The organism is Proteiniphilum sp. LBM24028 (genome assembly GCF_056629195.1).
Genome location: NZ_CM152817.1, coordinates 2,506,334 through 2,523,029, shown reverse-complemented (window position 1 = coordinate 2,523,029; position 16,696 = coordinate 2,506,334). Strand labels below are relative to the sequence as shown.

Annotated in this window: 15 protein-coding genes; 6 read left to right on the top strand and 9 right to left on the bottom strand. The window is 45.3% G+C overall.

Going from position 1 to position 16,696, the window contains the following annotated elements; all coding sequences use genetic code 11:
* Window positions 1-38: 38 nt before the first annotated feature.
* The 3 genes from AC1HCU_RS10115 to AC1HCU_RS10105 form a co-directional block, all read right to left on the bottom strand.
* Complete coding sequence (locus AC1HCU_RS10115; protein WP_480365657.1) at window positions 39-284, bottom strand: hypothetical protein; 246 nt, start codon at window positions 282-284, stop codon at window positions 39-41.
* Between the two features lie 23 nt (window positions 285-307).
* Window positions 308-1,564: a S8 family peptidase gene (locus tag AC1HCU_RS10110; protein ID WP_480365655.1), complete on the bottom strand. Its 1,257-nt coding sequence runs from the start codon at window positions 1,562-1,564 to the stop codon at window positions 308-310.
* Window positions 1,565-1,632: 68 nt separating this feature from the next.
* Window positions 1,633-2,460 carry a hypothetical protein gene (locus tag AC1HCU_RS10105; RefSeq protein ID WP_321721987.1) on the bottom strand — a complete coding sequence of 276 codons (828 nt, stop codon included), beginning with the start codon at window positions 2,458-2,460 and terminating at the stop codon, window positions 1,633-1,635.
* A 309-nt stretch (window positions 2,461-2,769) separates the two neighbouring features.
* Between AC1HCU_RS10105 and AC1HCU_RS10100 the strand changes: the two genes are divergently transcribed.
* The 6 genes from AC1HCU_RS10100 to AC1HCU_RS10075 all read left to right on the top strand — a co-directional run bounded on the left by AC1HCU_RS10100 (window position 2,770) and on the right by AC1HCU_RS10075 (window position 8,848).
* Window positions 2,770-3,342 (top strand): DUF5063 domain-containing protein, encoded by a 573-nt coding sequence (locus AC1HCU_RS10100; protein ID WP_480365653.1) that lies wholly within the window; start codon window positions 2,770-2,772, stop codon window positions 3,340-3,342.
* The gene (locus AC1HCU_RS10095; RefSeq protein ID WP_480365651.1) at window positions 3,333-3,908 is read left to right on the top strand and encodes a 3'-5' exonuclease; all 576 of its coding nucleotides are present in this window, start codon (window positions 3,333-3,335) and stop codon (window positions 3,906-3,908) included. The genes AC1HCU_RS10100 and AC1HCU_RS10095 overlap by 10 nt, the downstream gene beginning before the upstream one ends.
* Window positions 3,905-5,098, top strand: a complete 1,194-nt coding sequence (locus tag AC1HCU_RS10090; protein WP_480365649.1) for a class I SAM-dependent rRNA methyltransferase — start codon at window positions 3,905-3,907, stop codon at window positions 5,096-5,098. Before AC1HCU_RS10095 ends, AC1HCU_RS10090 begins: the two co-directional genes overlap by 4 nt.
* A 293-nt stretch (window positions 5,099-5,391) precedes the next feature.
* Window positions 5,392-5,910 (top strand): GSCFA domain-containing protein, encoded by a 519-nt coding sequence (locus tag AC1HCU_RS10085; RefSeq protein WP_480365647.1) that lies wholly within the window; start codon window positions 5,392-5,394, stop codon window positions 5,908-5,910.
* Entirely contained in the window at window positions 5,883-6,371 is a 489-nt protein-coding gene (locus AC1HCU_RS10080; RefSeq protein WP_480365645.1) for a GSCFA domain-containing protein, read from the top strand. Before AC1HCU_RS10085 ends, AC1HCU_RS10080 begins: the two co-directional genes overlap by 28 nt.
* Window positions 6,372-6,379: 8 nt before the next feature.
* Window positions 6,380-8,848 carry a bifunctional UDP-N-acetylmuramoyl-tripeptide:D-alanyl-D-alanine ligase/alanine racemase gene (locus AC1HCU_RS10075; protein WP_480365643.1) on the top strand — a complete coding sequence of 823 codons (2,469 nt, stop codon included), beginning with the start codon at window positions 6,380-6,382 and terminating at the stop codon, window positions 8,846-8,848.
* Window positions 8,849-9,079: 231 nt separating this feature from the next.
* Here the strand turns inward: AC1HCU_RS10075 and AC1HCU_RS10070 are convergent, their stop codons facing one another.
* The 6 genes from AC1HCU_RS10070 to miaA all read right to left on the bottom strand — a co-directional run bounded on the left by AC1HCU_RS10070 (window position 9,080) and on the right by miaA (window position 16,691).
* Entirely contained in the window at window positions 9,080-10,237 is a 1,158-nt protein-coding gene (locus AC1HCU_RS10070) for an OmpA family protein (protein WP_480365641.1), read from the bottom strand.
* 317 nt (window positions 10,238-10,554) lie between these two features.
* On the bottom strand, window positions 10,555-11,415 hold the full coding sequence (locus AC1HCU_RS10065; RefSeq protein ID WP_480365639.1) for a sigma-70 family RNA polymerase sigma factor: 861 nt from the start codon (window positions 11,413-11,415) through the stop codon (window positions 10,555-10,557).
* A gap of 210 nt (window positions 11,416-11,625) precedes the next feature.
* Window positions 11,626-13,149 carry a Do family serine endopeptidase gene (locus AC1HCU_RS10060; RefSeq protein ID WP_480365637.1) on the bottom strand — a complete coding sequence of 508 codons (1,524 nt, stop codon included), beginning with the start codon at window positions 13,147-13,149 and terminating at the stop codon, window positions 11,626-11,628.
* A 183-nt stretch (window positions 13,150-13,332) separates the two neighbouring features.
* Window positions 13,333-14,514 (bottom strand): glycosyltransferase, encoded by a 1,182-nt coding sequence (locus tag AC1HCU_RS10055; protein ID WP_480365635.1) that lies wholly within the window; start codon window positions 14,512-14,514, stop codon window positions 13,333-13,335.
* A gap of 14 nt (window positions 14,515-14,528) precedes the next feature.
* On the bottom strand, window positions 14,529-15,686 hold the full coding sequence (gene lysA, locus AC1HCU_RS10050) for a diaminopimelate decarboxylase (RefSeq protein ID WP_480365633.1): 1,158 nt from the start codon (window positions 15,684-15,686) through the stop codon (window positions 14,529-14,531).
* Between the two features lie 90 nt (window positions 15,687-15,776).
* Complete coding sequence (gene miaA / locus AC1HCU_RS10045) at window positions 15,777-16,691, bottom strand: tRNA (adenosine(37)-N6)-dimethylallyltransferase MiaA (RefSeq protein WP_480365632.1); 915 nt, start codon at window positions 16,689-16,691, stop codon at window positions 15,777-15,779.
* Window positions 16,692-16,696 lie beyond the last annotated feature (5 nt).

Here is a 16,696-nt window from a genome sequence, read left to right as displayed (position 1 = left end):
CTTTGTATTTTTTTTTGAGTGACGATCCCTTTTCTGTATTAGCCGGGCGGTAACGACTGGATATCCTCTTCGGGAGGAGGAATAATTGCATCCTTTTCGTCGGTCAAAGAGGCGATCTCTTCGTGGTGTCTTATTTTGTCGATCGTCTCCTCCTCTGCGTATCCTATGATCACCCCGAACTCATAGAGGCGGGTAATGGTGACCCCCTCTTCACGCAGATTCTCTGCTACAATATTCAGTCGGTCGAGATAATATGCGGAAATGGTGATTACAATCTGTTTCATATTTTTATTTTCTTTTTTGCTCTTCAGGGCGCAATGACGAGGCCTGCTCCCGCATCTTCGACAGGGATCTCTAATCTTTCTGCTATCGCGGTTAATCTTTCTCTGATGATCTCAGGAGTGGCATCGGGATATTTTTCAAATAGAAGTGCCATTATTCCCGCTACATGTGGAGTAGCCATGCTGGTTCCTGAAAGGATGCGATATCTGCCAGGCATGGGCCAGGAAGAATGGACCGACACACCCGGCGCTACGATATCAACCTGTCCGTCTTTATTGATAGCCCGGTTAGAGAAATCGGCTATCTGCCGGGAAGAATCAATAGCTCCCACCGCGAGGATGGAGGGGCAGTCGGCAGGGCTGCCGACCGGACTGAACCGGTTTTCGGAGCGTTTACTTTCATTTCCGGCTGCGGCCACAATGAGTGTCCCTTTTGAAAGTGCAAACTGGGCAGCTCTTTCGTAGGCAATATCATAGCTTTGTCCGGGGAATACTTTTGATCCAAGCGACATTGACAATACGTGGCATCCATGGTTTGCCGCCCACGTCATTCCATCCAGCACCCACGACTGTGCACCGCTGCCCTGGTTGCTGAGTACCTTCCCTGCATAGATATCGGCTTCTGTAGCCACACCGTATCGCATGCCTTTCGTATTGGTACGTCCGCAGGCAATTCCTATGCAATGTGTGCCATGTCCGTGCTTATCTTCCGCGGTCTCGTCGGGTACAAATGAGAAGGCAGTCAGATTCCTCTCTTTGAAATCGGGATGATCCATGTTAAAACCTGTATCCAACACTGCAATTCTTATTCCCGCACCGGTATACACCGATTCATGTGCCTTTATGGCCTCAATACCCCATACATTATCTGTTGCCGTGCCGGCAGATATTTCATCGGGAATATAAACAACCTTTTCTGGCTCGATAATGTAGTCGGCCGTATCATGCAGTAATTTCACCATGTCGTCGTCTGCCGACAAAAGCGCAATACCCAGTTCATTATAAAACAGGACATCGGCATCTTTTATCTTGCTTTCATGGATGGTTTCATTCACGAAATCGGCTGTGTTGGCAACCACAAAGCCCCATTTTTTCTCAAGTAGTTTCGTGGTTTTTGCAATATTCCTGTTTCCCTCTCTGATGATAAGCAAATGTCTGCCCGTATAAAGCGGATTTCCATATGTCTCCTGCACATGTGCAGGGCTGATTGATTTACCGTGAATATTATCCGCCGAAGTGGAATCGGGGAGGATTCTCTTTTCTCCTAAAATGGGTGGTCTCATTTTTTTAAATTTTACTGGTATATATTCCGGTGTGGAGGTTGCGCCGTTTCAGGGTAAGCACGGGCAGCTCATTCAAATGATTGCAGGACATCTGCATCGGTAATCTGCATCGCGTGCCTCCCCCGAACTGGGCTGTCGGGTGTCTCCTCCAAAATTCCTTTGGCACGTAATACATTCATGGCTGCAATCTCCCGGTGACTCAAAAGGTGAAAGTCAGTAGGCAGATTGTTTTGTCCTCTGATTTTTTCGAGAATATCCCTCTCGGCCTCTGTCAGATAAACATTTCTCTGCCCCGGATGAGTATCTACAGCCTGCTGCTGTGTTTTTTTTGTACCCTCCCGCCAGATGGCAACCTCCTCTCTCCTAATGCTGTTTTCTTCCATGACAGAAAAAAGGTTGGGGAGAAACAGCCGGGTGTAGTAATAACCGGCGGTAAAGCCGGCAATAAAGAAATAGATTAGCAGTGAAATGATTACAGGGCCGGCAAAGTTACAATTCAGTGTGTCGCAGTCGCTGTTTGCAAGGATATAGCCGGCAATGCTTTGCAGGTAGCCGGGAATCTTTGTCAACTGTGTCAGCGTGACACCGATGATGATCTTTGTCAGCCAGTCCGATATATCTTCCAGATTCGTGTTGGGTGTATACTTCGTGGCACGGCCTTCGTCTCCGCGGGGATTGTAATTACGGTTTAGCTTTGGTATACCGAACAGAAAACCAAAGAGAGTACCTGCCAACAACGATGCCAGGGAGAGAATAAACAGCATTCCGAAAAAGTCCCAGTAAGTTCTGGATATGGCAGCCCCGGCAAAGCATCCTCCTATGCCGGTAATCACGAGCAGCATGGGCCACAAATGAACGGTCCTGGAAATGCCGGATCCCAAATCCTTATCATCCATCGTTCTTAACCCTGATAATTATTTTCAATCTTCTGCACGGACCAAACGAACCCTTTTGCCGTGCAAATCCAAATCCCGCAGTTGCAGGTCACTGAGAGCCGCACAACTGAAAAGAAGGTGCGGTAGTTTACGGCGCATACAATATGCAAGGTAGACGAAACTTTTGAAACATGCAACTTTAAGCAAATAATTTTCAGGAAGCCGGCTCTTTGTAAAAAAAAAGTCTCTTGCAATTCCGGTCTAATTGAAACAGAACCCTTTCCGTGTACAAAATAAATTCAGTACATTTGCAGACAGAAATAAACAGCTATGTTAGACAGAGACAACGAAACACCCATTTATCACAAGTCGGTATTTGATTTTGTTACCATTGCGTTGGAATTTTCATCTTTTCTCGAGAATGACGTGGCAATCTCGCGCGATGAATGGATTGACAGGACATTGAAGATGCTTCCCCTGTTATACGTGAAAGCCTCTCTCCTTCCCGAGACCTTTCCATTGAATGAAGAGCCGCCGGTCACCTTCGTGAGTGAAGAAGACTACTTAAGCGTATCGGACCGTATTGCCGCCATCATGGGAGAAGAGGACATCTATCTGGATGTGTTTGTAGAAGATATGAAATATAGCGACACACCGGTGAGGGCGGCCATATCGGAAAATATTGCCGATATCTACCAGGATATCCGCAATTTCGTGTCGATCTATCAGTTTGAACTGACCGAACAGATGCAGGATGCTATCTGTGTTTGTAAAGATAACTTCCTGCTCTATTGGGGCCAGAAGCTTGTAAATGTACTGCGACCGCTGCACGCGCTTCGAAGCAGAGAAGCGGAGGAAGAAGGAGAAGAGGCTAATTTAAACGGGGACGATCTGTGGGATTAAAAATAACGAAAGAACAAATAGCAGAACTGCCTGTAGAGAAATTCAGTGGCAGAATTCAAGTGATAGATCGTGAAGAAGAATTACCAAATGCCCTTAATTATCTTTCCTCCCAGCCAGCCCTGGGGTTTGATACTGAGACAAAACCGGCTTTCAAACGCGGTCAGCTGAACAAGGTGGCCCTCTTACAGCTAGCTACAGAGGATGTCTGTTATCTGTTTCGCCTGAATCGGGTAGGATACCCGGACGGACTGGAGTCAATCATGGTCAATCCTGATATCAGGAAAATAGGTCTTTCATTACGTGACGATTTTGCTGCCATTCATAGGCGTTCTGTCCGCAAACCTGAGAATTTTATTGATCTTCAGCTGTTTGTGGATAAGTTTGGTATTGAAGACAACAGCCTTCAGAAAATTTATGCAATTCTGTTTGGGAAAAAAATCTCCAAGAGCCAGCGTCTTTCCAACTGGGAGGCACCTCTACTCACTCCTGCACAGCAATCTTACGCTGCTATCGACGCCTGGGCATGCCTGCGTATTTACAATCATTTAACCAAAGAATTCCGATGAGCGAACAGAACTTAATTGTGTTACGTCCGGGGAAAGAGGAGTCCCTGAAACGATTTCATCCCTGGGTCTTTTCGGGGGCCATAGCCAGAAAGCCAGATCACCTTGTGGAGGGCGATGTGGTGCGGGTAGTTGCCTCCGACGGCAACTTTCTGGGTACGGGACATTATCAGATTGGCAGCATTGCCATTCGTATTCTCTCATTTCACGATGAGCCGATCGACACCTCATTCTATGCTACAAATATTGCCCGGGCATATCATTTGAGGCAGCAACTGCATCTCCTGCGTCCCGGCAATAACACCTTCAGGCTGATTCATGGAGAGGGTGACCATCTCCCGGGGCTGATTGTCGACATATATGGAAGTACAGCTGTCATTCAAGCTCATTCGGTGGGAATGCACAAGGATCTTAATCTTATTGTGGAGGCCCTGAAGCAGGTGTTGCCAGAAGATTTGCCGAAGCATATCTTTTATAAATCGGAGGGAACGTTGCCTTACAAGGCGAATCTCAACGCCCTGGATACCTACCTTCTGGGAGGTGAACAAGTACAGGATGTTGTACTGGAAAACGGATTGAAATTTCATATTGACTGGCTCAAGGGACAAAAAACCGGCTTTTTTATCGATCAACGGGAAAATCGCTGGCTCCTTGAACAGTATGCCGGAGGCCGGCATGTGTTGAATATGTTTTGTTATACGGGTGGCTTTTCTGTGTATGCCCTGCGGGGCGGAGCAGCCGCTGTGGACTCCGTGGACAGTTCCCCAAAAGCGGTGTCACTGACCGGTCTGAATGTGGGCCTGAATTTTGGCGAAGAACCGCGGCACCATGCCTTGGCGGAGGATGCTTTCAAATTTCTCAAAGAGATGCCGCAAGGGAAGTATGACCTCATTGTGCTGGATCCGCCTGCATTTGCCAAACATCGTGGTGCTATTAACAATGCACTGCAGGGATACAAAAAACTTAACCATTCCGCAATGGAAAAGATTGCTTCGGGGGGACTTCTTTTCACTTTCTCCTGTTCACAGGCAATCACAAGAGAACAATTCAGGCTGGCTGTCTTCACTGCGGCTGCCATTTCGGGACGTCGGGTAAGAATCCTGCATCAGCTGACACAACCTGCCGATCATCCGGTCAACATATATCACCCCGAGGGAGAATATCTGAAAGGATTGGTTCTGCAGGTTGAATAATGCGGGGAAACATGTTTAAAACTGTTTAAAGGGCGGTTCTTTAGTTAAATTGCACGAAATATGTTTTTTTTCTCTTCGTAAATGGTGTTTTATAACTCAAAAGCTGCTATATTTGCAACGTGTTTTTCATGGTATTAGATTTAAGGTTAACAATGAAGATTGGTTGTCGTGAGACAACCTTTCCTTTTTTATAGACTTTACTTTCCTCCCTTTTCATTTTCACAAATTATAATGAGTAGAATTGCCACGAATGGTGCGTTTATTGTTATTTTTGTGTGGAAATTGTTTAAAAAATGGAGTTCAGTACAGCCATACAAATCCCCCGGTCGGATATCCTGATCACGCACTCTTCCCAAATTATGGTTTTGGGATCCTGCTTTTCCTCCCATATAGGAAGCCGGTTGCTCCAGCATAAATTCAAGCTGGAGGAGAATCCCTTCGGTATCCTGTACAATCCGTTTTCTATTTCACGGGCCATCGGCAGGTTGTTGACGGGCGTTCCGTTCACCGAATCCGAACTGATACGTCATAATGGGTTATACCACAGTTTGATGCATCACGGGCAATTCTCGGACACAGAAAAGCAGGGATGTCTTGGGAAAATAAATATCCGGTTTGAGCCTGCGGCAGCCCAAATTCGTCGCACCTCTCTTTTTCTGGTTACATTTGGTACAGCCTTTGTTTATCGTTGGAAAGAAAACGGCGAAATCGCAGGAAATTGTCATCAGATTCCTGCAGACAGGTTTATCAGGGTACGCTTGTCGGTAGATGAAATAGTGAAAGAATGGAAAGAGGTGATCGGCCGGATTTAAATGAAAACCCCGGTGCACGGTTTCTTTTCACTGTAAGTCCTGTGCGTCACCTGAGAGAAGGTGCTCATGAAAATCAACTGAGCAAATCAATCCTGCATCTTGTCATCGATGCTTTACAACAAGGTTTCCCTGAGGTGATACGTTATTTTCCGGCGTACGAACTAATGATGGACGAGTTACGTGACTACCGTTTTTACGCGGATGACATGATGCATCCCTCACCACTTGCAATCGAATATATTTGGGAGAGATTTTCAGAGACTTTCTTTTCGGACGAGACACGCAGCGTAAACGCGGAATGGGCTCAAATCAGAAAAGGACTCAATCACAGGCCGCTTCATCCCGATACCCCGTCATTTCGTTCATTTAAAAAATTATTATCTCAAAAAATTGAAATATTTGCAGCGCGGCATCCGGAGATATCATGCGATGAGGAGATAAATCTTCTGCAATCAAAATAAATCGAAACATGACTTATTCTATTCAACAAATAGCATCCATATTGGGTATTAAACCGGATAAAATGTATCCGGCACAAATTAAGACGTTGCTTACTGACAGTCGTAAGCTCTCTAATGGTGAGGAAACGCTTTTTTTTGCACTTGAAACAAAAAACAACGATGCACACGCTTTTGTGAAAGAACTGTATGAGCGGGGTGTCCGGAATTTTGTCGTAACCAAAACAATGCCGGAATGGGATCAATTCAGCAATACCAACTTTCTGAAAGTGAAAAACAGCCTGTGGGCACTCCAGAAAATTGCCGCATATCACAGGAGCATGTTTGACATACCGGTTATCGGTATCACAGGGAGTAACGGGAAAACGATCGTGAAGGAGTGGCTCTATCAGCTTTTGGATAAAAATTTCAACATTGTACGCTCACCGAGGAGTTACAACTCGCAGATAGGGGTACCCTTATCTGTGTGGCAACTGGATGAGCAGGCAGAACTGGGAATTTTTGAAGCGGGTATCTCCATGCCCGATGAGATGGAATATCTGGAGCCTGTAATACGGCCGACAATTGGTGTACTTACTAAAATAGGGGAAGCACATCAGGAAAATTTTATTTCACTGCAGCAGAAGTGCATGGAAAAACTGGAACTTTTCGTCAACTGCAATGTCTTTATTTACGATGAAGATAACGAGCTTGTTTCGCGCTGTGTGGATATGATGGTGATTTCACAGAAAAGTTTTTCCTGGTCCAGAAAAAACAGAGATGCGCCTTTGTTTATTTCCAGTATTGAAAAAAAGGAGAGTTCAACCTCTATTTGTTATTCATTCCTCGACTTTGATTATTCTTTCGTCATACCGTTTACCGACGATGCTTCCATAGAGAACGCAATCAATTGTCTGGCGGTAGCACTCTATTTACATCTGCCCCCTTCGGTTATCTCTGAAAGGATGATGCAGTTGGAGCCTGTGGCCATGCGTCTGGATGTGCGCAGAGGGAAGAACGACTGCCTGATCATTAATGATACCTACAATTCTGATATCAACTCGATAAAAATTGCACTCGATTTTCAACAACAACGCAGGATGGACCGTCCGTTGATAAAAACAGTCATTCTTTCTGATATCCTCCAGACAGGATTATCGCCGCGTTCTCTTTATAAAAAGGTAGCCAGTATGGTGGAACAGGGCGGGATAGATAAAATGATCGGCATTGGTCCGGATATCACTGCGCATGCCGATTTATTTAGTACGAAGGAGAAGTCGTTTTACCTTTCCACCGATGATTTTATTCGTTCAGGAGAATGGAAACGATTTCATGAGGAGCTTATTCTTTTGAAAGGTGCCCGCAAGCATCATTTCGAAAAGATCAGTGTTCTGCTGGAGGAACGTATCCATGAAACAATGCTTGAGGTAGATCTGGATGCAGTGGTACATAATTTTAATTTTTACAAATCGAGGCTCGATCCGCATTTGAAACTGGTGTGCATGGTGAAGGCAAACGGATACGGTGCAGGTGCCGTAGAAATTGCCAAAACACTGCAGTATCATCGTTGTGATTACCTGGCTGTGGCTGTGGCTGAGGAAGGAATTATGCTGCGGAAAGAGGGTATCTCTTTGCCAGTAATCGTACTCAATCCGGAGGTAAACGGGTTTGAAGAGCTATTTTCCAACGACCTGGAGCCGGAAGTTTATAATTTCCGTATTCTCGAGGCTTTCATCAAAGAAGCCGATAGAAGAGGTATTACAAATTATCCTGTTCATATTAAGATAGATTCAGGAATGCACCGCCTGGGATTCATGCCGGAGCAGATAACCGAGTTGGTTCATATCCTTAATGCACAGAAGGGATTAAAGGTGCGTTCTGTTTTTTCGCATCTCTCGGCCAGTGAAAGCTGGCTGTTCGATGAATTTACCCAGCGGCAGATGGAAACATTCAGGCATGCTGCGGATGAAATTGAAAGAGCATTGCAATACAATGTTTACAAACATATTCTCAATTCAGCAGGAATGGAACGTTTTTCCGGAACCCATTGGGATATGTGCCGTCTGGGGATTGGACTCTACGGTGTAAGTGCCAGTGGCTTGAAGGGTTTGAAAAACGTCTGCACGCTCAAGACAACTATTTTACAAATAAAAGAGGTTTCCTCAAATGAAACCATCGGATATGGCCGTAAGGAGAAACTGACACGCGATGCGCGAATTGCCACAATACGCTTCGGATATGCTGACGGTCTGGACAGGCAGTTTGGCAACAGGAAGGGAAAGGTTCTTATCAACGGGCAGTACGCTCCCATTGTGGGAAATGTATGTATGGACCTTTGCATGGTGGATGTTACCGACATCCATGCCAGAGAGGGGGATACGGTAGTCATATTTGGTGAGGGACTTTCTGTGGTTGATCTGGCCGACAGCATCGGTACCATTCCCTACGAAATACTCACATCTATTTCTCCCCGCGTTAAGCGTATATATATAAAGGAATAAACCCGGAAGGCCGGCCCCCATAATACTCCGGAGGAGATATCAGATTTCAGATTCCGGAGCCGGGCTCACGTTATCTTCTCGGATTACTCCGAAGCGTTCAGAGTGGAATATTAAGGAACCGCCGTATAGGAAGGGGCCGTACTGACGGTGTTGTGAGAGGTCACAAAACGAAAGTAGGAAGAAAACTACTTCGTTTTCTTCCTACTTGGATTAAATCAGGACTGTGTTGGATTACTCAACAAAGAAGATAGCAACACGGTTCCAGTCGTTTTCAGCATAAGGCTGTTCAGTATCGCCCTTCCAGTCGATGGAGATACGATCACTGCTGATTCCGTATTCGTTGGTCAATGCATCGGCAACCGCTCTTGCACGTTTTTCTGAAAGTGCAAAGTTGTACTCGGGAGTACCGGTCTGTTTGTCAGCATAAGCCACGATATTTACTTTTGCGTTTCCGTTGGCTTTCAGATATTCAGCCGTGTTGTAAACGCTTACCTGCTGTCCCTTGTCGATCTTGGCAGAGTTGATGCGGAAGAATACCACGTTGGGTACATATACGCCTTCAGATACTACAGTGGGCTGTACTTCAGGACATTCGGGGCAAGATTCCGGTCTGAGTCTCAGCTCTTCGTTTTCTGCACGCAGCCTGTTGATCTGGCTGTTGAGGTCGTTGATCAGGTTGTAATCCATCAGTTCAGCAGGTGTAAATGTCTGTTTTCCACCTAAGCCGAATTTCACACCAGCAGTACCAGTGAACATGCTGTCATAATCATAGTTCGGGTTAGAGGCACCGTCGAATGAGCCTTGCATCACTCTCCATCCCAGTTCAAGGAAAAGAGCTACATTGCTTGAAAGCTGGAAGTTGTTGATCAAACCAACATTGTAGGTAAGTGATTGGTTCTGGTGTTTGAACAGGTCACCGTCAGGATTCGGTTTTTTCCAGTCTGCATCCAGTCCGTACATGTAACCGATACCCAGATAAGGGATCAGGCTGTATACCCTGTCAGGATTATAGGATCCCCATGCGTTGATGACATTGTACATCAAGTCTACATGACCACCCAGCCAGTTAAGTTCGGGAAAGCGTGTAGCGTCCGGATTAACGAGTTTGATATGACCACCGTCGATCACCAGACGTCCACCCCAGTTGGGAGAGTTCCAGCGTCCAATTTCCAGTTGTCCCATCCATCCCAAACGATCGCCGATGTTTGCGTCAGCATTGTTCTCGGTGTCGTTAAAGAAAAGGTTGGTACCTCCGCCAAGACCTATATACCAATTGTCACTTGCCTTGTTTTTCAGATACACCGTACCATGAGAAACGTTTTGTACTTCTTGCGCACTTATGCTAAACGCCACAAGAGCAGTAAATAAAAGTAAACTAAACTTTTTCATAAATTTAAATTCTAATTAAACGTTTTAATTACAATAACTCGATATTATTTTTTTATGATGTGATTATCAGTACTACTCCAAGTACTTTTGTTGTTCTAACTATAACAGCTCCGTTTTAAAAATGTTCGGAAATATTACGATAAAATTGTAATAGATACCAAAAAATATCTGCTTTCAAACTTGACGCATAAACCAAACATACAAATGTAAAACTTAATTTTCACATAACCCTCTTTTTTAAGTAAAAAAAAGAAAAAACCGTTTCCACAGGGGATTATTTACTCACTTGTGGCAAGGATACAGGCTTTCTGTGAAAATTATCCGAGATAGCTTTTTAAAAGTTTACTTCGCGAATCCTGTCTTAACCTCCTGATTGCTTTTTCCTTTATCTGACGTACACGCTCACGTGTAAGCTGAAATTTGTCACCAATTTCTTCGAGTGTCATCTCCTGACATCCTATACCGAAGAACATCTTGATGATGTCACTTTCTCTCTCGGTAAGGGTGGAAAGAGCCCTGTCAATCTCTTTCTGCAGTGACTCGTTGATCAGAGTCCTGTCTGCAATAGGTGCATCATCATTTACAAGCACATCCAGCAAGCTGTTATCTTCCCCTTCTACAAAAGGAGCATCCATGGAGATATGACGGCCCGACACCTTCAGTGAGTCCGTCACCTTGTCTACCGACAGGTCCAGTTCCAGTGCCAGTTCCTCGGCAGAAGGCCTGCGTTCGTTCTCCTGTTCAAATTTCTGGAAAGCTTTACTTATCTTATTGAGAGATCCAACCTGATTCAAAGGCAACCGAACTATACGTGATTGCTCAGCCAATGCCTGAAGGATGGACTGACGGATCCACCATACTGCATAGCTGATAAATTTAAAACCTCTTGTTTCGTCGAATTTCTCGGCAGCCTTTATCAATCCCAGATTGCCTTCGTTGATCAGGTCAGGAAGGCTCAATCCCTGGTTTTGATATTGCTTGGCAACCGATACGACAAACCGGAGGTTGGCTCTGGTGAGTTTTTCCAGCGCCTGACGATCACCTTTCTTGATGGCCTGTGCCAACTCGACTTCCTCTTCCACGGTGATCAGATCTTCACGACCGATCTCCTGAAGATACTTGTCTAATGAAGCACTTTCCCGGTTGGTGATCGATTTTGTAATTTTTAGTTGTCTCATTTAATCTAATTCTGCTCTATATATTTTTACTCTTTTCTGTTCGGGGCTGCAAAAGTACAAAAAATTTCGTTATGTCTGCGAAAAAATGACTTTATGCCAAACACATAGCAAAGGAATCCGGCAAATTGCCTAATTCCTTTGCTATAAAACACTATTTCTGTTATTTTTGTTACCAAAAAAAGTCGAAATAACCTTTATTAACTTTTGTAGTTAATCGGTCGTCAGATCAATGGCAATGTATTGCGTTCTTCCATTGGGATAAAAGCCGGCCACAAGCAGCACTTTGTCCTGTCGGCTGTTGGTGGAAGCTACAATTTTCGAAATATCACCTTCGCTGTCGACAGGTGTATTATTAATTCGCATAATAATGAATCCCTTGTTGATGCCATTCTTTCTGAAAAGACCGCCATTATTCACACTTACGACTTCAACGCCGCTCGAAATGCCAAGTTTACTCTTTGTATCGTCGTTTACTGGCCGGAAGGTTGCACCCAGCTTGCTCATTACGTCTGTACTGCGTGTGATGTCGGTATTTCCTTCGTCGTTCTTCAGTTCCACGTTAAAAGAACGTTCGTTGCCATTGCGATCAACTGTTACGCTTATCTTGTCACCCGGACGGTATCTGTTTAGCTGACTCTGCAATTCTGCAAAGTTACGGATGGGTACCTTGTTGATGGAAGTGAGAATATCGCCTTTCTGTATACCCGCTGCCTTCGCGGCACTGCGATCAGAAAAGTCCTCCACGAGTACGCCTTTTATCTGCGAGAGCTCACGTGCCCTGTCGGGATTCTCACGGCCGATATTCTCTATGTTGGGCACCTGGATGCCGAGTACTGCACGCTGTACGGTGCCATATTCTTTCAAATCGGCTGCTACCTTGCCGGCAATGGAGATGGGTACTGCAAAGGCATACCCTGCAAAGTTGCCTGTCTGGGAGTAGATGGCGGTGTTGATGCCAACAAGCTCTCCACGTGTATTTACAAGGGCACCGCCACTATTACCGGGATTCACTGCCGCATCTATTTGAATGAACGACTGGATGCCGAGTCCTCCCCCCATTACATTACCTCTGTTCTTGGCACTCACAATGCCGGCAGTTACGGTAGAGGTGAGATTAAACGGGTTGCCCACGGCCAGCACCCATTCACCTACCTGCAGTGCATCGGAATTGCCGAACGTAAGATAAGGGAAATTCTCCCCTTCTATCTTAAGTAGTGCAATGTCGCTTAACTTATCCGTGCCGATAACCTTGGCTGTAAACTCACGGTTGTCATTCAGCGAGATCGACACCTCATTGGCATTTTCAACGACGTGGTTGTTGGTGATGATGTACCCGTCTTTTGAAATAATGACACCCGATCCGAAACCTACCTGTTCACGGGGCTGTGCAGGCGAACGATCACCAAATCCGAAGAAGAAGTCAAACGGATTGATGTATTGTTGCTGGCTGATGGTCTTTGTTTTGACATGTACCACGCCGTCGACTGATTTTGCAGCGGCTTCTGTAAAATCGGGATAACCATCAGCTGTGGTGAGGTTGGTAAGAACCACGTTCTTGTCCTGATCAAAAGAATTGGCATAGGTGCCGGTTGTTTGTGATGTAGTTCCGGAAGCTGTCCCTCCCAATACTTTTCCGTTCCTGGTGATAACGTTGTAACCCAGTAGGGTAATCACAGAACTTAATACCGCTACCAGCACAATAAAAAAGATGTTTTTAGTTTTACTTGTATCCATATTCCTGATTTTTATTTTTCTGACTATCTATTACAAATATAGAGCAAAAAATGTGCATCTGTTTTGGATATTTACTTGCTTTTTAACACTTTTAACTGAAGGATTGGCTCATTAACCCCATTTAACCCGTTTGGGCGTCTGAACCTTATCTCAATCGGACAAAATGTCTCTTATTTCCGTTTGTCATCTCCTTTGATTATTTCTTCTGTTGGCATAACGGCGAAAGCGCAGGTTATTGAAAGGCTGAAACAAATCGAACGGAATCAGGTGGATGTGATAGGTTACATGATCGAAAAGCATACTGTTGCGGTTGATCACCAGAAGCTGTATCCCGTAGCGTATAATGAACAACAGAGATGCACAGGTCAGCAGTGGATAGTCCTTTGTGAGAATACTCCACGTTACGGAACCGGCAAAGACAGCATAGAAGAGATACCTGCTAAACGTTTCCAGACCGAAAATATGTGCGGAAAAACCTTTATAAAACTGCTTGGTATAGAGGTGTTTCGATTTTAATGCCCTCCATACAAAGAAATTATTCACACCGGATGTTTCCGTCAGGCTCTCCTTTGAGAGTAACACCCCTGTTTTTCTGTTTTTTTCGCGGGCAATCCTGTTGATATACAAATCGTCGTCTCCTCCTTCTATGTTTAATATGGAGGAATACCCCTTACCGGCAAAAAAAATATCCTTTCTATAAGCCATGTTACGCCCTATGCCCATAAATGGTCTGTGCAGGATTGCCATTGATAAAAATTTCAGATGGTGAATAAGGTTGTCATACAGGATAAATTTACGCGAGAGAACATTTTTTGCAATTTTAATTTTATTAAACCCCAATAAGATGTCATATCCTTTTGCAAATTCCCTCCCATACGCCTGAATCCATTGAGGGCTGCAGGGCTTGCAAAAATCTTCGGTAAAAAGAAGCAGGTCATACTTTGCCGCTTTGATTCCCAGCGTGAGTGCCAGCTTCTTTTCATTAACGCTGTCTGCCTCGGCCGGAACAAAAGTATGATAGAGATGGGGATATTTTAATTCGGCGGCTTTTAGTACTATGTCAGTTTCATCGGTCGACCCGCTGTTTACCACGATCACTTCAAAAAGGGGATAATCCTGTTCCAGAATTAGAGGAAGATTCTTTCTCAGTTCTTCCGAATTATTTTTAGATGTGATAATCACGGAGATGCCCGGGAGATCTACAGTGGGAAAAGGATTCTCTTTTTGTTTTTTTTTGTGGATGTATGGCTTTTTGTAGATGAAAAGATAAAAGCAGAGCTGAATAAGGAAGCTCAGAGACAGGATCCCTCCCAAAATCCACTCAAAGAGGGAGAGTGAGTTAAAATAAAATATGAGTGCGTCCATTATTTGTCATGCAGTTAAAGAGAATCTGAGAAATATGATGCGGGTTTTTCGCGACAGTTGTACTGTGATACCATTGTTTCGCCATAAGCACCTGCGGAACGAATTGCGATCAGATCGCCCCGTACGGCTTCATTCAGCATCCTCTCCTCACCAAAGATGTCGCTCGACTCGCAAATGGGACCTACCACGTCATAGGGCATGTAATCCCCTTCTGAGCTGATGTTCTCAATGTGATGAAAAGCTTGATACAGGGCGGGGCGGATCAGATCGGTCATGCCGGCGTCCACGATCAGGAATTTCTTCTGCAAGCCCTCTTTCACGTAGAGCACCCGTGTGATCAGTGAACCGCAGGGCGCGACCAGTGAACGGCCCAGCTCAAAGTGAAGTGTCTGATTTTCCTGTAATTTCAGATACCTCTCAAAAAGACGGAAGTAGGCTTCAAAGTCGGCTACCGGACAGTGGTTGGGATGCTGGTAGTTAATACCCAGCCCGCCACCTACATTAATTACCGGTAAGGTAACCCCCTGACCGTTGAACCATTCCTGCAATACCGCAGCTTTTACGCAAAGGTCTTCAAACGCAGAGAGATCGGTGATCTGGGAGCCGATATGAAAATGTATGCCAATGAGCTCAATATGCGGTGATGTACTGATCATCTGCATTATTTCGGGTAAATCCTGCTCGTTGATGCCGAACTTGTTTTCGTTTAACCCGGTGGTGATATATTTATGGGTGTGGGCGTCCACATTGGGATTGATGCGCAGTGCCACACGTGCCTTCTTTCCGCGGTCCGCGGCTAGTGCGCTAAGCACGGCCAGTTCGGGCTTCGATTCCACATTGAAGCAAAAGATATCATGATCGAGCCCGATCAGTATCTCCCGGTCTGTTTTCCCTACTCCTGCGAATACAATCTTATCGGAACTGAACCCGCATTCCAGTGCTCTCAGTATTTCGTTGCCGCTCACACAATCGGCGCCAAACCCGTAAGCGGCTATCTCTTTTAATATGCGCGGATTGGCATTCGCTTTGACTGCATAATGGACGTGAAAGGGTTTATCCCTGCATTCATCGCTGATGATGTCGAGTGTTTCACGTAAAAGGTCCAAATCGTACCAGTAAAACGGAGTTTCTAAATTACTGAATTTATCTGAAGGGAATATACCTTTAATCATGGGCGTGATAATATTTTAATATCCAGAATCAGTCCATGCCGCATACCGCATGGTTGACGGGGCAAATTTACGTTTTTTTCGGAGATTATCTTACCTGCTCCGGCAAGAAAGTGCGATGTCTATTTTTTGTTCCATCGGAAGTGCTGCATCTATCCAATGGATGGGGATACCCCGCCGCTCCATTCCCCGGAACCATGTCATCTGTCTTTTGGCAAACTGGTGTATTGCAATTTCGAGTTGATTGTACATCTCCTCGTAACTGATCTTTCCTAGCACATGGAGCGTCACATATTTATATTCCAGCCCGTAATAAATCAGGCTGTCCGCGTCTACACCCGAATCAAGAAGACTTCTTATCTCATCGATCATCCCTTCCTGCAAACGAGCCTTCAGGCGTGCCGTAATTTTTTCGCGTCGCAATTCACGATCGATATGAAGTCCCAGTACCACACTTTCAAGTGGTGGAAATTCAGTCGCCAACGTCTTGTTATATTTCTGGAAATGAGCTATTTCTATGGCCCGTATGGCTCTTTTGACCGTGTCGGTGTCCGTGGTGTTGTGCAGGCGACGGTAGTTTTGCAGGATTTTTGTAAGTTCCTCAATTGATTTCCCTTCCAGAGATTTTCTCAATGCCAGGTTGGCAGGTACATCGGGAAGATGATACCCTTTTAGCACAGACTCAATATAGAGTCCTGTCCCTCCGCAGAGGACGGGTCTCCTGTTTCGGGAAAGTACCTCCTGCAGGGCAAGATGAAAGTCGTGCTGATAATCAAAAAGGGTATATTTGTCTCCCGCCTCCCGTATATCGATCAGATGATATGGGACGGGTGAGCCATTGACATTGTATTCGGAAAGATCCTTCCCTGTGCCGATGTCCATGCCCCGGTAGATCTGCCGGGAGTCGGCACTGATGATCTCACCGCCGAGGGCATGCGCAAGCCTCACGGCAAAGGCGGTTTTGCCGGATGCTGTGGGACCCACTACGGTGATTAACTGCTTCTGCATATCGC